Origin of the sequence: Kitasatospora sp. NPDC048715 (assembly GCF_043198905.1) — a bacterium.
Lineage (GTDB): Bacteria > Actinomycetota > Actinomycetes > Streptomycetales > Streptomycetaceae > Kitasatospora > Kitasatospora lactacystinica.
The window spans coordinates 24,595-44,517 of record NZ_JBICVH010000036.1; the positions used below are offsets into that span (position 1 = coordinate 24,595).

Here is a 19,923-nt window from a genome sequence, read left to right on the forward strand (position 1 = left end):
AACCGGATCGTCGCCGCAAACCGGACCGCCCGCCACGTCGCTCCGCGCCCGTTCGGCCGCCCCTCCCGGCCTCCCACCCGAAGGCCGTAGGCTGGGGCGCACCATGACTGCGCCTTTCGCTGCCGATGCCCGCACCCCCGTCGAGCTGCTGCACGCATTCCTGCGCGGCGGCACCCCTTCGGTCGATCCCGCGGCCCCGCTGGTCACCTTCTACGACGACGCCACCGGCGAACGGGTGGAGCTCTCCGCCCGCACCTTCGACAACTGGGTCGCCAAGACCGCCAACCTCCTCCAGGACGAGCTGAACGCCGGCCCCGGTGACCGGGCGGCGCTGCTGCTGCCCGCCCACTGGCAGAGCGCCGTCTGGCTGCTGGCCTGCTGGTCGGTCGGGGTGGCGGCGGTCCCGGGCGGCGACCCGGCCGCCGCCGACCTGGTGGTCAGCGGCCCGGACGGGCTGGAGGCCGCCCAGGCCTGCGAGGGCGAGCGGGTCGCGCTCGCCCTGCGCCCGCTCGGGGGCCGCTTCCCGCAGCGTCCGGAAGGGTTCCTGGACTACGCCGCCGAGGTGCCCGGCCAGGGCGACCGCTTCGCGCCGTACTCCCCCGTCGCCCCGGACGGGCAGGCGCTGGAGACCGCGGTGGACGGGCTGCCGCTGAAGCTGACGGGCGAGCAGACCGTGGCGCTGGCCCGGGAGGGCGCGGCGCGGCTCGGCCTGAAGCCCGGTGACCGCGTCCTGTCCACCCTCGCGTACGACGACTGGGCCGGTCTGGAGGCCGGTCTGCTGGCGCCGCTGGCGGCCGGTGCCTCGGTGGTGCTGTGCCGCAATTCGCAGGCGCTGGACGCCGGGCAGTGGGAGAAGCGGACGGAGTCCGAACGGGTGACACTGCGCCTCGGCTAACCCCCGGCGCGGGCCCGGCGGGTAGGGATCGCTGCCATGGCCGAGGACGACACCGCGCACCCCCCGACCGGCACTCCCCCGGCGAACGGCCCCGCAGAGGACGGCCCGCCGACCGACACCCCTCCCGACGGGACCGGACGCCCGCGACGGCGCCGGCGGTGGTTGATGATCACCGCCGGCGCCGTCGCGTTCCTGCTGGTCGCCACCGGCGCGCTGCTCTGGATCGCCTACCGCAAGCTGGACGGCAACATCCGCACCGACTCGGCCACCGACCGGCTGCTCGCCCGGCTGGAGGCCGAGCGGCCGAGCCGCACCGCCGGGGCGCGGGGCGCCGAGAACATCCTGCTGATCGGCAGCGACGACCGCTCCGGCGCGAACGCCTCGTACGGCGGCGGGAGCGGCACCGAGCGCTCGGACACCACGATCCTGCTGCACCTGGCCGCCGACCGCAGGCACGCGACGGCGGTCTCGGTGCCGCGCGACGTCATGGTCTCCGTCCCCGCCTGCGAGAAGCCGGACGGCACCCGCAGCAAGCCCGCGCTGATGCAGTTCAACCGGGCCTTCGAGACGGGCGGTCCGGCCTGCTCGATCCGGACCGTCGAGAAGCTGAGCGGCATCCGGATCGACCACTACGTGATCCTCGACTTCAGCGGCTTCAAGACGATGGTGGACGCGATCGGCGGGGTCGAGGTGTGCGTGCCGCAGCCGATCCACGACAAGGACGCCAGGCTCGACCTGCCCGCCGGCCGGCATACCCTGCACGGCGAGCAGGCGCTCGGCTACGTCCGGGCCCGGGAGAGCCTGGGCGACGGCAGCGACACCCAACGCATGGGCCGCCAGCAGCAGTTCCTGGCCGCGCTGATCCGCAAGGCGCAGTCGCAGGGCGTGCTGCTGAACCCGGCGAAGCTGTGGCCGGTGCTGGACGCCGCGACCTCCTCGGTGCGAGCGGACGGCGGGCTGTCCTCGCTCGGCGCGCTGTACGACCTCACCCAGGACCTGCGCGGCGTCCCCTCGGCGGACGTGGTCTTCCTGACCGCGCCGCGCCGCCCGTACCGCTACGACTCGGACCGGGACGAGTTCGTGCAGCCGCAGACCGGCCAGTTGTTCGCGGCGCTGCGGGACGACCGGCCGGTCGCCGTCCGGCCGCCCGGCTCCTCGCCCTCGTCGGGCCCGTCCCCGTCCCCGGGCTCCGGCCCGGGGACGGGCCCGACGGCCGAGGCGGCGGCGGCGGTGACGGCCCCGGCGACGGGGACCGCGTCACCCTCCGCGAGCGCCGCGCCCACCTTCGAGGGACGCACCGCCGACGTGGACGCCTGCGCCCCGCACTGAACGGCCAGCCCCCGACCGCGCCGGCGCACCCCGGTCCGGCCCCGTCGGCCGATCCGGACGTTTCCGCAATTGCTCGGCCACGAGCGGTATTTATCCCCGCCCTGCCGGAACATGGCGGAGATCACACCGGGAACGACTCCCCCGTTCGGCTCGTCTAGTGTGTCCGGATCGGCCCGTCCGTACGGGCGGTCCGCAGCCGTGACCGGTCGAAGGTAGGGAACCCCCGTGCACGAGGAGCAACCGGAAGGCGGCCGGTACCGGGTCGACCCGGCTCCCGGCGTCCCCCGGCAGCGCCGGCGGGCCGTCGAGGCACCGGCGGCACCGGCCCCGGAGGGCCGCCGGGACAGCCGGCGGCGGGCGGCCGCGCTCGCCAAGCGCAGCCGGCGCCGACGGGCGCTCAAGTGGACGGCCGGGGCGGGCGCCCTGGTGATGGTGGCGGGCTGCGGCGGGGCGTACTACCTGTACCGGCACTTCAACGACAACCTGACCTCGGTCAAGGTCCAGCTGGGCGACGAGTCCGAGCGGCCCCCGGCCGCCGGGGACGCGCTGAACATCCTGGTGATCGGCACCGACAGCCGGGAGGGCCTCGGCCGGGAGTACGGCGACGAGGGCAGCACCGGGCACGCCGACACCACGCTGCTGTTCCACATCGCCAAGGACCGCACCAACGCGACGGTGATCAGCCTCCCGCGCGACCTGATGCTGCCGATACCGGAGTGCCAGAACGCCCAGGGGAAGAAGATCCAGGGCTCGGCGCGGGAGGAGTTCAACAACAGCCTCGGCCAGGAGGGGCGCGACGCGGGCTGCACCTGGAAGACCGTCGAGAAGAACACCGGGATCCGGGTCGACCACTTCGTGCAGGTCAACTTCGAGGCGGTGAAGACCCTGTCCACCGCCGTCGGCGGGGTCGAGGTCTGCGCGGCCAAGGACATCAACGACTCCGGCTCCCACCTCAAGATGACCAAGGGCCGGCACGTGGTCCAGGGCGAGGAGGCGCTGGCCTTCGTCCGCACCCGGCACGCGGTCGGCCAGGGCGGCGACCTCACCCGGATCCCGCTCCAGCAGCAGTTCATCAGCTCGATGATCCGCAAGATCAAGAGCGACGACACCCTGACCAGCCCGACCAAGCTCTACAAGCTCGCGGACGCCGCCACCAAGGCGCTCACCGTGGACTCCGGCATCGGCAGCGTGGACAAGCTCAAGGACCTCGCGCTGGACATCAGCAAGGTGGACACCAAGAACATCACCTTCACCACTGCGCCCGTCCTGGACGACCCCAAGGACGAGAACCGGGTGATCCTCAAGCAGCCGGACGCCGGGCAGCTGTTCGCGATGGTCGCGGCCGACCGCTCGCTGACCGAGACCGCCGCCCCGCCGAGCGCCCCGCCCGCCGCCGAGGCCCCGGCCACCGGCGCCGCGACCCCGCCGCCCGCCCCGGCCGCCACCACCCCGCCCGTCTCCGGCAAGGGCGTCCAGCTGACGGTGCGCAACGGCAGCGGCACCCGCGGACAGTCCGGGCCGACCGTGGAGAAGCTCCGGGCGAAGGGCTTCGACAAGGCCGTGGTGGGCAGCGACGCACCGCCCGCCGAGACCACCACGGTGTCCTACCCGTCCGGCCGGGAGGCCGAGGCCCAGGCCCTGGCCGCCGCCCTCGGCCTGCCCGGCGACGCCGTCCGGCCGGCCGCGAAGTCGGACCCGAAGGGCGGGCTGGTGCTGGTGCTCGGCAAGGACGTGCTGGCCGCCGCCAACCCGGCGGCGGTGCCCACCGAGGCACCCGAGGACCTCCAGCGGGTCCAGGCGGACGACACCGACGTCTGCGCCAAGTAGCCAGGTCCTGTCCGGCCGATCTCGGCGGATCAGTCCGCGGCGAGATCGGCCGGACAGGGCCTAGCCGGGCAGGAGGGTTCCGCCCTCCTCGCGGTACCGCTCGGAGGTCCGGGGGCACTGCCAGCCGCCGTCCCCGGTGGGCCGCAGCGGCTCGCCGGCCCGGCCGACCCAGCCGATCCGGCGGGCCGGGACACCGGCGACCAGCGCGAAGTCCGGGACGTCCCGGTGCACCACCGCGCCGGCCGCGACCAGCGCCCAGCGGCCGACCGTCACCCCGGCGACCAGCACCGCACGGCCGCCGATCGAGCAACCCTGACGGAGCGTCACCCCCTCGGCCCGCCAGTCGTGTTGATCCTTGGGGCGGCCCTCGGGAGTGACCGCGCGGGGGTACCGGTCATTGGTGAGGACGGCGGCCGGGCCGATGAACACCCCGTCCTCGACCACCGCCGGCTCGTACACCAGCGCGTGGTTCTGCACCTTGACCCGGTCCCCGATCCGCACGCCGGGGCCGACGTACGCGCCGCGGCCGATCACGCAGTCCGCACCGACCACCGCGTCCTCGCGGACCTGGGCGAGGTGCCAGACCGCCGTCCCGGCACCGATCGCGGCCCGTTCGTCGACGTCCGCGCTCGGCTCGATCCGGGCCGCGCCCGCCCCGCCCTCAACTGTCGCCATGCGCACCGACGATAGCGGCGCCGCACGGCACCGCGGGCTGCCGGGACGAATCGGCGGGCGCCAGGGCGTGTCGGGCACGCCCCGGGATCAACCCGTCTTCGAGAGCACGTCCTTGGAGGACGGGCCGACGCTGGCGATCACTCTTCGGGCCAGCGAGCGCGGAGAGGTCAGGAAGCCGAAGCCCCAGCTGAGGTGCATGGTCGCGAAGGCCACCGGCAGCAGCGCCCTGGCCTTGAACGACAGCCCCCGGCCCTCGACCGCGGCGCCGCCGAGGATGCCCATCAGGTACGCGCCGGGCACCGCCAGGAAGGCCGGGTGGACGGCGGCGCCGAGCACCAGCCCGAGGACGACCGCCGCCAGGGCGGCCGGCGGGGCGAGGTAGCGCATGTTGACCGAGCCGCGGTGGTAACGGGTGACCACCCGGCGCCAGCGGCCGTAGTCCTTGTACTGCTTGGCCAGCGCCCGCACCGAGGGGCGGGGCCGGTACGTCACCTTGAGCTGCGGGGTGAACCAGACCAGGCCGCCGTCCTGGCGGATCCGGTAGTTCAGCTCCCAGTCCTGGGCGCGGATGAACTCCTCGTTGTAGCCGCCGAGCTTCTCCAGCACCTCGCGCCGGAACACCCCGAGGTAGACGGTGTCCGCCGGGCCGGCCAGGCCGCCGGTGTGGAAGGCCGCGTTCCCGACGCCGATCTTGGAGGTCATCGCGGCGGCGACCGCGTGCTCCCACTCGGTCTCGCCCTCGGCGTGCATGATGCCGCCGACGTTGGCCGCCTCCATCTCGCCGAGCAGCCGGACCGCCGTGGTGATGTAGCCGGGGGTGAGCAGGCCGTGGCCGTCCACGCGCACGACTATCGGGTGCCGTGAGCCCCGGATCGCGGCGTTCAGCCCGGCCGGCGTCCGGCCGGTGGGGTTCGCCACCGTCCGCACCCGCGGGTCCTCGGCCACCAGCTCGGCCGCGATCTCCGCGGTGCGGTCGGTGGAGGGGCCGAGGGCGATCACCACCTCCATCGGCCCGGGGTACTCCTGGTCCAGGATGCGGCGGACCGCCGTGCGCAGGTGACGTTCCTCGTTGAGCACCGGCATGATCACGGAAACAGCCGGCAGCTCCTCAGCAGCCTTGGTGTTCATCGGGGCCAACCGTACCGGTGCGGACGCGTCCCCGTCTTGTCCCGGTCTGGGCGGCCGGGGACGCCTCGCGGCGCGGCACCGGTGCTGTGATCAAGAACACCGTACTCCCCCTTACGCGCGGGCCGGAAGCGGTGTGGATCCGGTGCCGGTCCGGGGTGGGTTCAGAGTGCGTAGTGAGCGACGGTGAACACCGCGTAACCGGTCAGCGCGAGCCGGTTCACCAGGTGCTGGGGGCCGCCCAGCCGGTCCGGCAGGGCCTGCGCCGGCCGCAGGTCGGGGCGGTGGGCGGCGGTGGCGACGGTCCGGGCCACCGCCGCCGGGTCGTACCGCCCGCCGAAGAAGGCGGCCAGCCGGGCCGCCGGGCGGCTGAAGAAGGAGAACTCCCGGCCGCCGCGCAGCCGGATCGTCAGCAGGCTCCGGTGCACCGCCGCCGCCGAGATCTCCGCCCAGCGGTAGCTGCGGGTGCGCAGCGCGGTGGCCACCCGCAGGCCGTCGCGGTCGGCCACCAGTTGCCAGGAGAACGTCTGGGCGCAGGCGTGGATCGCCAGCGAGCCGATCCACAGCGGGCGCACCAGCCCCTCCCACCAGCCGTCGTCGTCGAGCAGCACGACGGCGGCGACGACCAGCAGCGCCGCCAGCGGTCCGGCCGCCGCCCGCAGCGGCAGCGGCATCTCCCAGCGGCAGGCGTCCAGCGGCCGGGCGTCCGAGCCGGCCTCGGGGGCGGCGGCGACGGTCTCGGCGGTCAGCGCGGCGACGGCCAGCTCGCGCTCGCGGTAGCGCCCGGAGCGCCGGCCGAGCCGCGGGGCCCGGGCGACGGGCGCGACCACGGAGGCCACCCGGTGCGGGTCGCCGTCCAGCAGGGCCGGGCGGACCAGGAGCTGCTGGTCGGGGCCGTCCGGGCCGCGGTACAGCACGGCCGGGACGCTGCGGCCGGCCCGGGCCAGCCAGGCGGCGGCCTGGTCCGGGGTGGCGCGCTCGAAGAGCTCGCCGTACTCCTCCTCGGCCGGGTCGTGCGGCGGTCCCGACTCGGGGTAGTCCTCCTCGTAGCCCTCCAGGTCGGGGTGCTCGGGCAGCCAGCCGGGGCCCGGGCGGTCCGGCATGTCCGGGTGGCCCTCCCGGGCCCAGTAGTAGCGCTCCCACTCCTTCAGCCGCCACAGCGCGGGCCCGTCCGCCGGGCCGTCCACCGGGAGCACCAGCAGGTCGCCCTGGGCGTCGGCCCGGACCCGGACGGCCAGGGCCGGAGCGGTGCCCTCGAAGGCCGGCCGGGTGCGGCGGACGTCGTGGGCCAGGGCGGAGCCGAGCAGCAGCAGGCCGGGCAGGGCGAGCAGGCCGCCGAGGAGCGCCCCGCCGGACAGGTCGTAGTCGTCGCCCAGCGCGCGGACCCGGTCGCCGTCCAGCAGCAGCGGGATCGCCTGGCCCGGCTGCGGTCGCTCGGCCCACCACACGTCCAGCTTCGCGGTGGGCCCGGCGGCGGCGCCGGGCGGCGCGGCGACCGTCACGTCACCGCGGTGGGGGTCCTGGTAGTGGACGGTCAGCAGGCCGTCCCGGTCGAACTCCCCCGCGGTGCCGGTGACCCGCACGGCCGCGCCGTCCCGCTCCTCCTGCTGGGACTGCGCCCACAGGCCGTACAACGGCAGCGCGGCGGCGGCGACCAGGAACAGCGCGCCGAGCACCCGCCGCCCGACCGGCGCGTGCGGGGGGTGGACGGGCGAGGGCGCGCCGGCGGCCGTCCAGGGGAAGGGGACGGGCGGGGCCATCAGTTCGTCGAGCTGGTGGCGGGCGCGGCGGCGGCCGAGGTCGGCGCCGATCAGGACGGCGGCCAGCAGCAGGTGCAGCAGCACGGCGGACCAGCGGGCGAGCGGGGTGACCAGGCCGTTCGGGAGGTACCAGAACAGGGCCAGGGCGGCGACCGGGACGAGCGGCCGGACGCGGGGCCGGCCGACCAGCAGGACGGCCTCGGCCAGCAGCGTCCAGAGGGCCAGGGTCTCGCCCCAGGTCTCCCGGCAGATGCCCTGGGCGTTGCAGGCCCCTCCGCTGTCCGGCTCCACCGCGGCGGCCAGGGCCAGGAAGGCGACCGGCAGCAGCGCGAGCCACCGGCTGTCCAGCCGCCAGGCGGTCCGGGCGGCGCGCCAGCGGGTGGCGGCGGCACTGGTGAGGGGCGCGGCGCTGGGCAGCGGCGGGGCGTCCGAGGGGAACATCGGACGATCATCCCAGCCCGGGGGAAACGGAACGCACCTCGGCGGCGGCCTCCCGGCAAGGGGCGGGGAACGGCACCGGGGCCGGGTGCTGTGCGCTCCCGGCCCCGGTCCCCCGTTCCCCCCGTTCCCCCCGTTCCCCCGTGCTCCGGGGCCCGGCGACCCCGGAGCCGGCTCAGTCCGTCGCGATGGCCGCGAGGACGTTCATGCGTCCGGCCCGGAAGGCCGGGACGAGCGCGGCGAACAGGCCGATCAGCACCGAGGAGACCAGCGTGATCGCCACCATGGTGGTCGGGACGGAGAGCGTCCCCAGGCCCTGGTCCCGCAGCACCCCCTGGACGGTGACGCCCCAGGCGAGGCCCAGTCCGGTGCCGAGGACGGCGCCGAACAGCGCGATCACCACGGACTCCAGCCGGATCATCCGGCGCAGCTGGCGGCGGGAGAGCCCGATCGCCCGCAGCAGGCCGATCTCGCGGGTCCGCTCCACCACCGACAGCGCCAGGGTGTTGACCACGCCGAGCACCGCGACCGTGATCGAGAGGGCGACCAGCCCGTAGATCAGGTAGAGCAGGGTGTTGATCTGGGACTGGGCGAGCTCCTTGTAGCCGGCCCGGTCCTTGATGGTCAGCTGCGGGTACTCCTTCAGCCCGTCCTCCAGCGCGGTCAGCGTCTTCTGGACGTCGGCGCCCTGGGCGGCCTTGGCGAAGAAGGTCCACACCGGCGGCTGCTCGGCGGCCGGGACCGCCTTCGCCATGGTGTCCATGGCGACGAAGGAGCCGCCGCCGAACAGGTCGCCCTTGCCGAGGACCGCGCCGACCGGCAGCGCCTGGCTGCGGCCCTGGCCGTAGTCGACGGTGACCTGGTCGCCGACCTTCAGGTTGTGGTCCTTGGCGAAGGCGGCGCCGATCCCCAGCGAGCCGCGCTGGAGCGAGTCCACCGCACCGGAGTCGACGGTCGGCCGGAAGTCGGTGCCGAAGAAGGACGGCGGGACCGCGGTCAGCGGGGTCTTGGCCTGCTGCCCGTCCGACAGCCGGACCTTGGCGGCGAAGAAGCGCTGGGTGGTGATGTGGTCGATGCCCGGGGTCCGCTCGACGGCGGCCAGCATCTCGGGCGTGATCGCGGTGCGGCCACCGGAGATGATGTAGTCCGCGCCCACCGACTTGTCGATCTGCGCGCTGGTCGAGGTGACGGCCGAGGAGCTGAACACCGCGGAGGCGATCACCAGCGCCAGGCCGATCATCAGCGCGGCGGCGGTGGCGCCGGTGCGGCGCGGGTTGCGCATCGCGTTGCGCTGGGCGAGCTTGCCGGACGGCCCGAACAGCGCCGGCAGCAGCGCGCCGAGCACCCGGACGACGGCCGAGGCCAGCAGCGGGCCGAGCACCACGAAGCCGATCAGGGTGAGCACCACGCCCAGGCCCAGGTACTGGCCGCCGGCGGCCGCCTTCTCCGCCCGCGCGCCGAGCACCAGCAGGGCGCCGCCGCCGGCCGTCAGCAGCAGGCCGAGGACGGTACGGACCAGGTTGGCGCGGCCCTCGGCCGGAGTGCCGTGGTCGCGCAGGGCGGCCATCGGCGAGATCCGGCTCGCCCGGCGGGCCGGGAACCAGGCCGCGACCAGGGTGACCACGATGCCCAGCGCGTACCCGGCGACGAACACGTCCGGCCCGATCCGCAGGTCGGCCGCCTCCAGGTCCATGCCGATCGCGGTCATCAGCTTGATCAGGCCGACCGCCACGCCCAGGCCGGCCGCGACCCCGAGGGTCGAGCCGAGCACGCCCAGGATCAGCGCCTCGACCAGCACCGAGCGGTTGACCTGCCGCCGGCTGCCGCCGATGGCTCGCAGCAGGCCGATCTCCCGGGTGCGCTGGGCGACCAGCATCGAGAAGGTGTTGACGATCAGGAAAGCGCCGACGATCGCCGAGACGAAGGCGAAGCCGAGCATCGCGTACTTCATGAAGTCCAGGCCCTTGCCGACCTGTTCGGTGCGGTCCGCCTTCTGCTCGGCCGCCGTCTTCACCAGGTACCCGCCGCCGAGCGCGGACTGCACGTCCGCCTTGAGCCGGTCGTTGCCGCGGCTGCCGTCGCCGTACGCCTCGACGGTGCTGAAGGCCTGCTCGCCGAGCAGCACCTGCTGGGCGGTCGGGGTGTCCAGGAACGCGAGCGCCGCGCCCGGGTTGGTGGTGGTGAAGGTGCCGATGCCGACGATGGTGAAGTCGTGCCGGCCGAGGGGGTTCTCGACCCTGAGCCGGCCGCCGAGGCCGAGCTTGGCCTTCTTCACGGTGTCCGCGTCCAACAGCAGCTCGGTCGGGCCGCGCGGGGTGCGGCCGGAGGTGACCTTCAGCGGGTTGGCCGGGGTGTCCGTCCAGTTGCCGAGCAGGGTGGGCGCGCCGGTGGTCGGGCCGACCAGCTTGTTGGTGGCCGGGTCGATCAGCACGGCGTTCTCGACCAGGACCTGGCCGACGGCGCTCTTCACCCCGGGCAGCGCGGCGACCTGCCGCTCCAGCGCGACCGGGACGGTCGGCGGCTTGACGGCGGCCTGCTGCTCCTCGTCCTCGGCCGGCTTGGGCGGATTGACCGAGACGTCGGAGGCGGTCGCGGCGAAGAGCTTGTCGAAGGTGCCGGTGGCGGTGTTGGAGAACACCAGGGTGCCGGAGACGAAGGCCACCGACAGCACGACGGCGATGAGCGAGAGCGCCATCCGGCCCTTGTGGGCGAAGAAGCTCCGCAGTGAGGTCTTGAGCAGCATGATGGAGTCGTCCCGCCGCTCAGCTGGTGCGCTTGCCGTCGAAACGGCGCATGCGTTCGAGGACGGAGTCGGCGGTGGGCGCGTGCATCTCGTCCACGATCACGCCGTCGGCGAGGAAGAGCACGCGGTCCGCGTAGCCGGCGGCGACCGGGTCGTGGGTGACCATCACGATGGTCTGGCCCAGCTCGTCCACCGAGCGGCGCAGGAAGGTCAGCACCTCGGCGCCGGAGCGGGAGTCCAGGTTCCCGGTGGGCTCGTCCCCGAAGATGATCTCGGGGCGGGCGGCCAGCGCCCGGGCCACCGCGACGCGCTGCTGCTGGCCGCCGGAGAGCTGGGAGGGGCGGTGCTTGAGCCGGCCGGACAGGCCGACCGTCTCCACCACCTGGTCCAGCCAGGCCTGGTCGGGCTTGCGGCCGGCGATGTCCATCGGGAGCGTGATGTTCTCCAGCGCGCTCAGGGTCGGGAGCAGGTTGAACGCCTGGAAGATGAAGCCGATCTTGTCGCGCCGGAGTCTGGTGAGCTGCTTGTCCTTGAGGCCGGTGATCTCGGTGTCGCCGATCCGGATCCGCCCGGAGGTGACCGTGTCGAGGCCCGCCAGGCAGTGCATCAAGGTGGACTTGCCGGAGCCCGAGGGACCCATGATCGCGGTGAACCGGCCGCGCTGGATGTCCACGTCGACGGAGTCGAGCGCGGTCACCCTGGTCTCGCCCGAACCGTACGCCTTGGTGACCTGACGGGCCGACGCGGCGACGGCTGACGCTCCGCCGGGAAGCTGGGGGTCGTACACGGCTGCTGCTGCCGTCGTCACTGGACTCTCCTAAGGAAGATGCGCTCACCCGTTGGCCCCCAGCCTCGCGGGCCCGCCCGCCTCATGACATGGCGCAGGCGGTAGTCCTCGACCGGGAGTTGTCTCCACCCTCCCGGTGGACCTGGCCACCGGACCCGACGCAACCGGGCCGCTTCCTGGCGGGTGGGGATGTGTGAACCACGTTAGGAGTCGACGGCCGTCGGCTCGTCATCCGCCGGAATGAAGCCGCTCAACCAAGGTTCTACGGGCCGCGGCGCCGCTCCCCCTAGGGGTAGCCGCGGCCCGTCTCGGGGACGCCCCGTACGGGCCGCGGCGGCGGTCCGTCAGCTCGTCAGCGCGGTTGCGGCCAGCCGCTCCAGTGCCGTGGCGAAGCCCTCCACGACCGGGACCAGCAGGGCTTCGGTCTCGCGCTCCACCAGGGTCGTCCCGTCCTCCCGGGCGGTGATGTGGCGGTCGAGCACGAACCAGCCCTGGGTGACGTGGTCGGCGCCCATCGAGCTGAGCACCGGGCGCAGCGCGTAGTCCACCGCGAGGACGTGCGCGGGCGAGCCGCCGGTGGCGAGCGGCAGGACGGCCTTGCCGGCCAGCGCGTACTGCGGGAGCACGTCCAGCAGGGCCTTCAGCAGGCCCGAGTAGGCGGCCTTGTAGACGGGGGTGCCGACGACCACGCCGTCGGCGCGGGCGAACAGCTCGGTGACGGCGACGATCTCGGGGTGGTCGAAGTCGCCCGACAGCAGGGCGTGCGCGGGCAGGCTGCGGGCTTCGAAGGGGACGACGTGGTGGCCGCGCTCCGCCAGCCGCGCGTCGACGTGGCGCAGCAGGCGGGTGGTGCGGGAGGTGGGGGAAGGGGAGCCGGAAACGGACAGGACGACGGCCATGGGTTCACCTCTGGGTGGAAGCGGGGCGGCGCGGGGCGGCGGGTTCCGGCCGGGTGCGGCGGGGGAGGGCGCCGCGGACGGGGGCCGGTGCCGGGGCGGCACCGCGGGCGCTGTGCCGGCGGACGTGCACCGGGGGCGCTGTGGCGGGGGCGCTGTGCCGGCGGACGTGCGGCGGGTACGGGGATTCGGCGGGCGCGCGTCAGCCGCGACAGAGCGAACAGGCCACACCGCGCCGCAGGTCGACGTGCCGCCGACGCGTGAGTGCCCAACGCTGATCCATGCCTGGAATGCAAACACGCTGTGTTCGGGCTGGTCAAGAAACGTTTCAGCAGCTGGAACACCGGGTGTCCGGACGTTGCGGCGGAACGATCCGGCACGTGCATCAAAACTGCTACAAGAAGCCCGGTGGACCCCCCGGGGGGAGTCAGCCCGACCGGGGTCGGGCATCCTCGTCGGCATGAACACGTGGCAGGAGGGCCGCCCGGGGGGCGGCGGGAACCCGTACGGCGGAAACGGCGGGGGCGGCGCGGCCGAGCCGCCGCTGCCGTCCTCGCTGAACCCGCGCGGGCCGGGGGCGGCCGCGCCACGGCAGCCGCGACAGCCCGGGCAGCCGGGGCCCTCCCGGCTCGGCGGCGTCCCCCCGCAGGGGGCCGGCGCACCCGGAGGCCGTCCCGGCGCACCCGGCGGTGCTCCCGGCGGTGCCGCAGGCCACGGTGCTCACGGCGGGCCCGGTGGCCCCGGTGGCCAGGGCCGCCCCGGCGGGCCCGGCGGGCCCGGCGGCACCCGCCCGCCCGGCGCCCAGGCCCGGCGCTGGCCGCGGCGGCGGATCGTGAAGTGGTCGGTCTTCGGCGTGCTGATCGCCGTCATGGTGACCGCCGTCTCCACCTGGTTCTGGGCGGACTCCAAGCTCAACCACGAGAACGTGCTCGCCGACTACCCCGGCCGCCCGGCCGCGGGCAAGGGCACCAACTGGCTGATCGTCGGCTCCGACAGCCGCCAGGGCCTAACCGACGCCGAGCAGGACGACCTGCACACCGGGCACGACACCGAGGGCAAGCGCAGCGACTCGATGATGATCCTGCACGTCGGGGACAACGGGAACACCCTGATGAGCATCCCGCGCGACTCCTGGGTGCCGATCCCCGACCACCCGGGCAGCAACGGCAAGCCGGTCAAGGGCACCACCGCGAAGATCAACTCGGCCTTCGGCAACGGCGGCGGCCGGCTGCTGGTCCAGACCGTCGAACAGAACACCGGCCTGCGGATCGACCACTACGCCGAGATCGGCTTCGGCGGCTTCGTCGGCATCGTCGACTCGATCGGCGGCGTCGAGATGAAGATCGACCAGGACGTCCAGGACAAGGACTCCGGCCTCGACCTCAAGGCCGGCGACCAGACCCTCACCGGCAAGCAGGCGCTGGCCTTCGTCCGCCAGCGCCACCAGATGGCCGACCAGGACCTCGGCCGGATGCGCAACCAGCAGAAGTTCCTCGGCGCCCTGGCCCACCAGGCCGCCTCCCCCGGCAACCTGATGAACCCGTTCACCTTCTACCCGCTGGTCGACTCGGCGCTCGGCACCCTGATCGTCGACGAGGACTGCGGCCTGACCGACCTCGGCTCGCTCTTCCTCGCCATGAAGGACGTCAACGGCGGCAGCGGCAAGTCGCTGACCGTACCGATAGGCAACCCGGACTACCGGACCAAGACCGGCGAGTCCGCCGTGCTGTGGGACGCCAACAAGTCCAAGCAGCTCTTCGCCGCCTTCAAGAACGACACCGCGGTGCCGGACTTCAAGTAGTCCGCGACTTTGTGCGACCGCGTCGACACAATGGGTGGATGCCACTCGTCACCGCGCTGATCCACCGCCGTCGCCACCGCCTCCTGGGCCGCCTGGTCCAGGAGGCGCTCGCGCTCTACGGGATGGAGGTGCCCGCCGCCTGCGAGATCGGGCCCGGACTGCTCGTCTTCCACCGCGGCTTCGGCACCGTGCTGCACCCGTACACCACCCTCGGCGCCGGCGTGACGCTCTACAACGGCGTGACCATCGGCCGGGCCGACCCGTGGGTACCGCAGGAGGAGAGCGCGATGCGGCGGGTGGTGGTCGAGGACGGCGCGGTGCTGTGCGCCGGCGCCAAGGTGGTGTGCAAGGAGGGCGTGCTGACCGTCGGCGCGGGCACCGTAGTCGGCGCCAACGCGGTGCTCACCCGGTCGACCGGCCCCGGGGAGGTCTGGGCCGGCGTCCCGGCGCGCAAGGTGGGGATGCGGACGGGCGGCCGGTGGGCCCGCCCGGCACCGGCCCGGCCCGCCCCGAGCCCCTCCTGAACGCGCCGGACGCACCGGTGGCGAGGGAACGGCCTAGACGAACGGCAGCAGCCCGGTGCCGCACTCCGGGAAGCGGACCAGCCACTCCCCCTCGCCGCCGGCCGCCTCGGTGGCGCCCGAGAAGCCGTAGTGGATCGGCTGCCCGTCGCCGCTCAGCCACCTCGCGTGGGTCAGCTGCACCGAGAGCGAGGCCGGGCGGTACGGGGCCGCGGCGGCCTGGACGACCGGGGCGGGCTGCTCAAGCACCAGCTCGTGCTCGGTCTCGCCCGGCCGGAAGGTCACCACCGTCTCGGTGCCCGGGCGGCGCGGGAAGGCGCCCGTCGGATCCGTCCAGTACGCGGCGACCATCACCGCGAGGGTGCCGTCCAGGCTGCCGGTGTCCGGCCGCACGTACTCCTCGTCCGCGATCCAGCGGGCGTGGTGGCGGACCTCCTCCGCGCCCCACCGCTCGTCCCAGCGCACCCAGTAGCCGGCCACCCGCTTGACGGTCATGCCCTCGCGGACGACCCGGACGGCGAACCGCGCCGGGCCGACCGGCTCGCAGCCGGCCAGGGAGACCACCGTCACCTGTTCGTAGGTCACCTCGCCGTCGTCGGCGCCCTGCTCCACCATCGGTCAACCACCTTGCCGCAGAGTCGAGTTCGGCCGCGTCTTGGGCCGCGTCCGAGAAGTCGAGCGTAGGGCCCCGGCAAAGGAAGGCCGCACGATTGCCCGGTTCCGGCCCGGACGGCGGCGCTCCCGGCTACCCTGCCCGCCGCACCGCGGCCCGGCGCGGGAACGGGCCCGGGACGGATGCGGGGGCGGCGCGGAAACGGGCTCGGGGCGGGTACGCGAGCGGGTGCGGCGAGCGGATACGAAACCGCCCCGGAGCAGGAGGCCGGAAGATCCGACGTCCCGCTCCGGGGCGGTGCGTGCCAGTGGCGACGGCGACTACTTGACCTCGCCGGAGGCGGCGATGGAGATCTTGGCCGAGGTGCGGCCGCTCTGCGAGCCGAGGCCCTCGATCTTCTTGACCAGGTCCATGCCCTCGACGACCTCGCCGAAGACGACGTGCTTGCCGTCCAGCCAGTCGGTGACGATGGTGGTGATGAAGAACTGCGAGCCGTTGGTGTTGCGGCCGGCGTTGGCCATCGAGAGCAGGCCCGGGCGGTCGTGCTTGATCTGGAAGTTCTCGTCCGCGAACTTCTCGCCGTAGATGCTCTTGCCGCCGGTGCCGTTGTGGTTGGTGAAGTCACCGCCCTGGAGCATGAAGGCCGGGATCACGCGGTGGAAGCCGGAGCCCGCGTAGCCGAAGCCGTTCTGGCCGGTGGCCAGCTCGCGGAAGTTCTGGGCGGTCTTGGGAACGACGTCGTCGTACAGCTTGAAGACGATCCGGCCGGCCGGCTCGTCGTTGATCGTGATGTCGAAGAAAACGTTGGAAGACATGCAGGGATGATGGCACGATCACCTGTTCGGCGCGCGCTGCCCCCGGTCGGGCGCGGCCGGACGCGGCTGTGTTATCCGGTTTCCGCCCCGGAGCGAGACCGGGAAGCTAACATCGATGTCAGGTTCAGGCCTCTGTGCGGCACGGGGACGGGGTGGGCGGCATGCGGATCGGTGAACTGGCCCGTCGGACGGGTGTGAGCGAACGCTCGCTGCGCTACTACGAGCAGCAGGGCCTGCTCGCCGCCCGCCGCACCGAGGGCGGCCACCGCGAGTACCCGGAGGCCGCCGTCGACCGGGTGGTGCACATCCAGGAGCTGTTCGCGGCCGGGCTGCACAGCCGGACCATCTACAAGATCCTCCCCTGCATGCGGGACTCCGACGGCAGCCCGAACGAGGTCGCCACCCCGCTGCTGGTCGAGGAGCTCACCGCGGAGCGCGAACGGATCGACCGGACGATCAGCGACCTGCTGCGCTCCCGCGAGGTGCTGGACGAGGTGATCGCGACCGCCTCCGGGCAGCCGCCGTCCTCGTCCGAGGCCGCGTAGAGGACCGCACGGAAGACTGCCCGGAAGACCGCACCGGAGGCCGCGCAGGAGGGCCTCAGCCCTTCGGCCTGCGGGCCAGCAGATAGGCCTGCGGGGTCTTCTCGTCCCCCTCCGGCTCACGGACCGTACGGGAGGTGACCGGCAGGCCCGCCTCCCGCACCAGCTCCTCGACGTGCTCCGGCCGCAGCCGGCGGAAGTCCAGCGACACCGGGTGGCCGAAGGGGCGCTCCTGGCGCGACGGCAGGTCGCCGACCTGGAAGGCGAGCATCAGGTGGCCGCCGGGGGCGAGCACCCGGGCGCACTCGGCGAACACCTCGGGCAGCCGCTCCGCCGGGGTGTGGATGATCGAGTACCAGGCCACCACGCCGGTCAGCTCCCCGTCCCGGAAGGGGAGGTCGAACATCGAACCGACGCTGAACGGCACCTCCGGGTGGGCCTGCCGGGCGAGCTCGACCATCCGCGGTGAGAGGTCGATCCCGTGCACGTCCACGCCGAGCCGGTGCAGCGGGCCGGTCATCCGGCCCGGGCCGCAGCCGAGTTCGGCCGTCCTGCCGCCCGGCCGCTCGGCGCGGACCAGGTCGGCGAAGAGCCCCAGCATCGCCCGGTCCATCGGCATGCGGTCCAACGCGTCCCGGAAGAGCTCGGTGTACTCGGTGGCGACGGCGTCGTAGAACGCCCTGGTCTCGGTGAGGAAGTCCGGCTCGGTCATGGCCCCGGACCCTACCGGGCGGCCGACCGGACCCGGGGCGTGTCCGGCGGATCCTTGCCGGGTGCGCGACAGCGGGGCACGCGCCTACCATCGGTCCGGCCAACCAGCCCGAGGGGGACGGAAGATGAGCACGATCGGGGTCTACCTGGCGCATCCGCGGCCGGGGAGCTTCAACCACGCGCTGTACGGGGCCGTGGTGGACGAACTGCGGGGGCGCGGCTGCCGGGTGCGCGCCCACGACCTGTACGCGGAGGGCTTCGCGCCGCTGCTGGCCGCCGAGGAGACCGGCACGGTGACCGCGGCGGAGCGGTCCGGGGATCCGGTCCTCGCCCTGCACCGCGCCGAGGTGGCCGCCCTGGACGCGCTGGTGCTGATCCACCCCAACTGGTGGGGCATGCCGCCCGCGGTGCTCACCGGCTGGGTGCAGCGGGTGCTGGTGCCCGGCGTCGCGTACAAGCTCGGGACGGCCGACGGCGAGCCGGCCGGGCTGCTGCGGGCCGGCCGGGCGCTGGTGCTGAACACCTCGGACACCCCGGAGGCCCGCGAGCGCGAGGAGTTCGGCGACCCGCTGGAGCGGATCTGGGCGGCCTGCGTGCTGCCGTACGTCGGGGTCGCCGAGGTGCGGCGGACGGTGTTCCGCACGGTCACCGACTCCTCCGACGCCGAGCGCGCCGGTTGGCTGCGGCAGGCCCGGGAGCAGGCCGCGGCGCTGCTCAGCTGAGCGGCGGGAGGTCCAGTTCGGCGACGGTCTGGCCGCCGCTCAGCTCGCCGGTCGGGCGGAAGCCGAGACGGGCGTAGAACTCCTCCGGGCCGTCCGGGCCCGTGTGGTGGGTGACGGTGACGCGGGATCCGCCGCGGCGGCGGATCTCGGCGCAGACCTGCTCGACGGCGAAGCGGCCGTAGCCGCCGCGCTGCCGCTCGGCGTCGATCAGCAGCCGCCACAGGCCGGAGCGGGGGCGGTCGCCGGGGCGGTCGGGGTAGAAGGTGAGGTCGAAGAAGGCCATCACGAAGCCGACCGGCCGCCCGTCGTCCAGGATCAGCCGGGGCCAGGCGGCCTCCCCGTACGCGTACGCCTCGGCCAGCGACTTCACCACCGGCGCCACCAGGGCCTCCTGGTCGGGGCGGACCCGCAGGGCGAGGGCGGCGTCGACGTTCTCGGGGGTGATGGGGGCCAGGCTGAGCACGGAGGGCCTGGTGGGCGCGGAGGACATGGCGGGCAGCCTACGGAGCGCGGCTGCCCGCCGTCGCGCGGATTTCGTCGCGCGGCCCTCCACCGACCGGGGACGGGGCCCTCCATCGACCGGGCCGGGGCCCCCGCCGCCCGGTGGGCTACTCGCCGGCCGGGAAGTCGGTGCCGCGGCCGACCGCCGCCCACGTCTCGGTCTCCCGCCGCGCCTCGTCGAGGGTGCCGAGGACGCCGTCGACCGCGTCGCTGCCGAGCGCGAGCCGCAGCGGGGTGTGCTCGGCGGCCAGCGCGGCCAGGATCGCCTCGGCGGCCCTCGCCGGGTCGCCGGCCTGCTTGCCGTCGCTGTCCGGCAGCCCGGTGCGGACCGGGCCGACGATCGGCTCGTACGCCTCGATCGGGGCGCTGTGGGCGAGCGCGTCGCCGCCCGCGAAGCCGGTCCGGAACGCGCCGGGCTCGACGATCAGCACCTTGACCCCGAAGCCGGCCACCTCCTTGGCCAGCGCCTCGGACAGCCCCTCCAGCGCGAACTTGGTGGCCGAGTAGGCGCCCACGCCGGGGAAGCTGAAGCGGCCGCCCATGCTGCTCATCTGCACCACCGCGCCCGAGCCCCGGGCCCGCAGGTGCGGCAGCACGGCCCGGGTGAGTGCGGCCGGGCCGAAGAAGTGCAGCTCCATCAGGTCCCGCAGCTCGCGGTCGGTGGACTCCTCGACGGCGCCGATCAGCCCGCGCCCGGCGTTGTTGACCAGGACGTCGATCCGGCCGTGCCGCTGGACGGTCTCCGCGACGACGGCCGCGATCCGCTCCTGGTCGGTGACGTCCAGCCGGACCGGGAACAGCCGGTCCGGGTGCGCGGCGGCCGGCTCCGCCAGCGTCTCGGGGCGCCGGGCGGCGGCCACGACGGTGTCGCCGGCCGCCAGCGCGGCCTCGGTGAGCGCCCGGCCGAAGCCGGAGTTGGCGCCGGTGATCAGCCAGACCTTGCCAGCGGGGTGCTGCTCGGGGGTGCTGCCCATGATCGTCGATCTCTCGCAATCGTCGCGTGCTGCCCATGAGTTGACGATCATTTATGACACCGTCACAGGGGCCGCGTCCAGGACGGTTCGATGCCGGACGACATACGGCCCCCGACCGCGGACGGGCGGTCGGGGGCCGTATGTGCACGTCGAGGTGGGGTTACGGGAGGTTGCGGGCCATCACGATCCGCTGGACCTGGTTGGTGCCCTCGTAGATCTGCGTGATCTTCGCGTCCCGCATCATCCGC

Annotated in this window: 19 protein-coding genes; 7 read left to right on the top strand and 12 right to left on the bottom strand. The window is 74.1% G+C overall.

Features of this window, described 5'->3' with window-relative positions:
- The first annotated feature begins 103 nt into the window (after positions 1-103).
- The 3 genes from ACGFSC_RS42390 to ACGFSC_RS42400 all read left to right on the top strand — a co-directional run bounded on the left by ACGFSC_RS42390 (position 104) and on the right by ACGFSC_RS42400 (position 4,051).
- A complete protein-coding gene (locus ACGFSC_RS42390; protein ID WP_359910100.1) occupies positions 104-895 on the top strand; it encodes a TIGR03089 family protein in 792 nt (263 codons plus the stop codon).
- 36 nt (positions 896-931) lie between these two features.
- On the top strand, positions 932-2,224 hold the full coding sequence (locus ACGFSC_RS42395; RefSeq protein WP_359910103.1) for an LCP family protein: 1,293 nt from the start codon (positions 932-934) through the stop codon (positions 2,222-2,224).
- A 225-nt stretch (positions 2,225-2,449) separates the two neighbouring features.
- Entirely contained in the window at positions 2,450-4,051 is a 1,602-nt protein-coding gene (locus ACGFSC_RS42400) for an LCP family protein (RefSeq protein ID WP_359910106.1), read from the top strand.
- Between the two features lie 60 nt (positions 4,052-4,111).
- On the opposite strand, the gene ACGFSC_RS42405 is transcribed toward ACGFSC_RS42400, so the two are convergent.
- The 6 genes from ACGFSC_RS42405 to ssuE form a co-directional block, all read right to left on the bottom strand.
- Complete coding sequence (locus ACGFSC_RS42405) at positions 4,112-4,726, bottom strand: acyltransferase (protein WP_359910109.1); 615 nt, start codon at positions 4,724-4,726, stop codon at positions 4,112-4,114.
- Between the two features lie 87 nt (positions 4,727-4,813).
- Complete coding sequence (locus tag ACGFSC_RS42410) at positions 4,814-5,854, bottom strand: glycosyltransferase family 2 protein (protein ID WP_359910112.1); 1,041 nt, start codon at positions 5,852-5,854, stop codon at positions 4,814-4,816.
- 161 nt (positions 5,855-6,015) lie between these two features.
- Entirely contained in the window at positions 6,016-8,052 is a 2,037-nt protein-coding gene (locus ACGFSC_RS42415) for a hypothetical protein (protein WP_359910115.1), read from the bottom strand.
- A 172-nt stretch (positions 8,053-8,224) separates the two neighbouring features.
- Entirely contained in the window at positions 8,225-10,792 is a 2,568-nt protein-coding gene (locus tag ACGFSC_RS42420; RefSeq protein ID WP_359910118.1) for an ABC transporter permease, read from the bottom strand.
- Between the two features lie 19 nt (positions 10,793-10,811).
- The gene (locus ACGFSC_RS42425) at positions 10,812-11,600 is read right to left on the bottom strand and encodes an ABC transporter ATP-binding protein (RefSeq protein ID WP_359910121.1); all 789 of its coding nucleotides are present in this window, start codon (positions 11,598-11,600) and stop codon (positions 10,812-10,814) included.
- Between the two features lie 323 nt (positions 11,601-11,923).
- Positions 11,924-12,478, bottom strand: a complete 555-nt coding sequence (gene ssuE / locus ACGFSC_RS42430) for an NADPH-dependent FMN reductase (RefSeq protein ID WP_359910124.1) — start codon at positions 12,476-12,478, stop codon at positions 11,924-11,926.
- 457 nt (positions 12,479-12,935) lie between these two features.
- On the opposite strand from ssuE, the gene ACGFSC_RS42435 reads away from it, so the two are divergent.
- Both ACGFSC_RS42435 and ACGFSC_RS42440 read left to right on the top strand, forming a co-directional pair.
- Complete coding sequence (locus ACGFSC_RS42435; RefSeq protein WP_359910127.1) at positions 12,936-14,276, top strand: LCP family protein; 1,341 nt, start codon at positions 12,936-12,938, stop codon at positions 14,274-14,276.
- Between the two features lie 38 nt (positions 14,277-14,314).
- The gene (locus tag ACGFSC_RS42440) at positions 14,315-14,800 is read left to right on the top strand and encodes a hypothetical protein (RefSeq protein ID WP_359910129.1); all 486 of its coding nucleotides are present in this window, start codon (positions 14,315-14,317) and stop codon (positions 14,798-14,800) included.
- A gap of 33 nt (positions 14,801-14,833) precedes the next feature.
- Here ACGFSC_RS42440 and ACGFSC_RS42445 read toward each other — a convergent pair whose 3' ends face one another.
- The gene (locus ACGFSC_RS42445; RefSeq protein ID WP_359910131.1) at positions 14,834-15,412 is read right to left on the bottom strand and encodes a hypothetical protein; all 579 of its coding nucleotides are present in this window, start codon (positions 15,410-15,412) and stop codon (positions 14,834-14,836) included.
- 318 nt (positions 15,413-15,730) lie between these two features.
- On the bottom strand, positions 15,731-16,225 hold the full coding sequence (locus tag ACGFSC_RS42450) for a peptidylprolyl isomerase (protein WP_359910133.1): 495 nt from the start codon (positions 16,223-16,225) through the stop codon (positions 15,731-15,733).
- Positions 16,226-16,386: 161 nt separating this feature from the next.
- Between ACGFSC_RS42450 and ACGFSC_RS42455 the strand changes: the two genes are divergently transcribed.
- Positions 16,387-16,770, top strand: a complete 384-nt coding sequence (locus ACGFSC_RS42455) for a MerR family transcriptional regulator (RefSeq protein WP_359910136.1) — start codon at positions 16,387-16,389, stop codon at positions 16,768-16,770.
- A 55-nt stretch (positions 16,771-16,825) separates the two neighbouring features.
- Here ACGFSC_RS42455 and ACGFSC_RS42460 read toward each other — a convergent pair whose 3' ends face one another.
- Complete coding sequence (locus tag ACGFSC_RS42460; protein ID WP_359910139.1) at positions 16,826-17,479, bottom strand: methyltransferase domain-containing protein; 654 nt, start codon at positions 17,477-17,479, stop codon at positions 16,826-16,828.
- Positions 17,480-17,603: 124 nt separating this feature from the next.
- Here ACGFSC_RS42460 and ACGFSC_RS42465 point away from each other — a divergent pair, with 124 nt between their 5' ends.
- Entirely contained in the window at positions 17,604-18,200 is a 597-nt protein-coding gene (locus ACGFSC_RS42465; RefSeq protein WP_359910142.1) for an NAD(P)H-dependent oxidoreductase, read from the top strand.
- On the opposite strand, the gene ACGFSC_RS42470 is transcribed toward ACGFSC_RS42465, so the two are convergent.
- The 3 genes from ACGFSC_RS42470 to ACGFSC_RS42480 form a co-directional block, all read right to left on the bottom strand.
- Positions 18,193-18,690, bottom strand: coding sequence for a GNAT family N-acetyltransferase (locus tag ACGFSC_RS42470; RefSeq protein WP_359910145.1), 498 nt, complete (start codon positions 18,688-18,690; stop codon positions 18,193-18,195). The genes ACGFSC_RS42465 and ACGFSC_RS42470 overlap by 8 nt on opposite strands.
- Before the next feature lie 118 nt (positions 18,691-18,808).
- The gene (locus ACGFSC_RS42475) at positions 18,809-19,675 is read right to left on the bottom strand and encodes an oxidoreductase (RefSeq protein WP_359910148.1); all 867 of its coding nucleotides are present in this window, start codon (positions 19,673-19,675) and stop codon (positions 18,809-18,811) included.
- Positions 19,676-19,835: 160 nt separating this feature from the next.
- Positions 19,836-19,923: acyl-CoA dehydrogenase family protein (locus tag ACGFSC_RS42480; RefSeq protein ID WP_157846636.1), on the bottom strand; the 88-nt coding region annotated here is incomplete at its 5' end.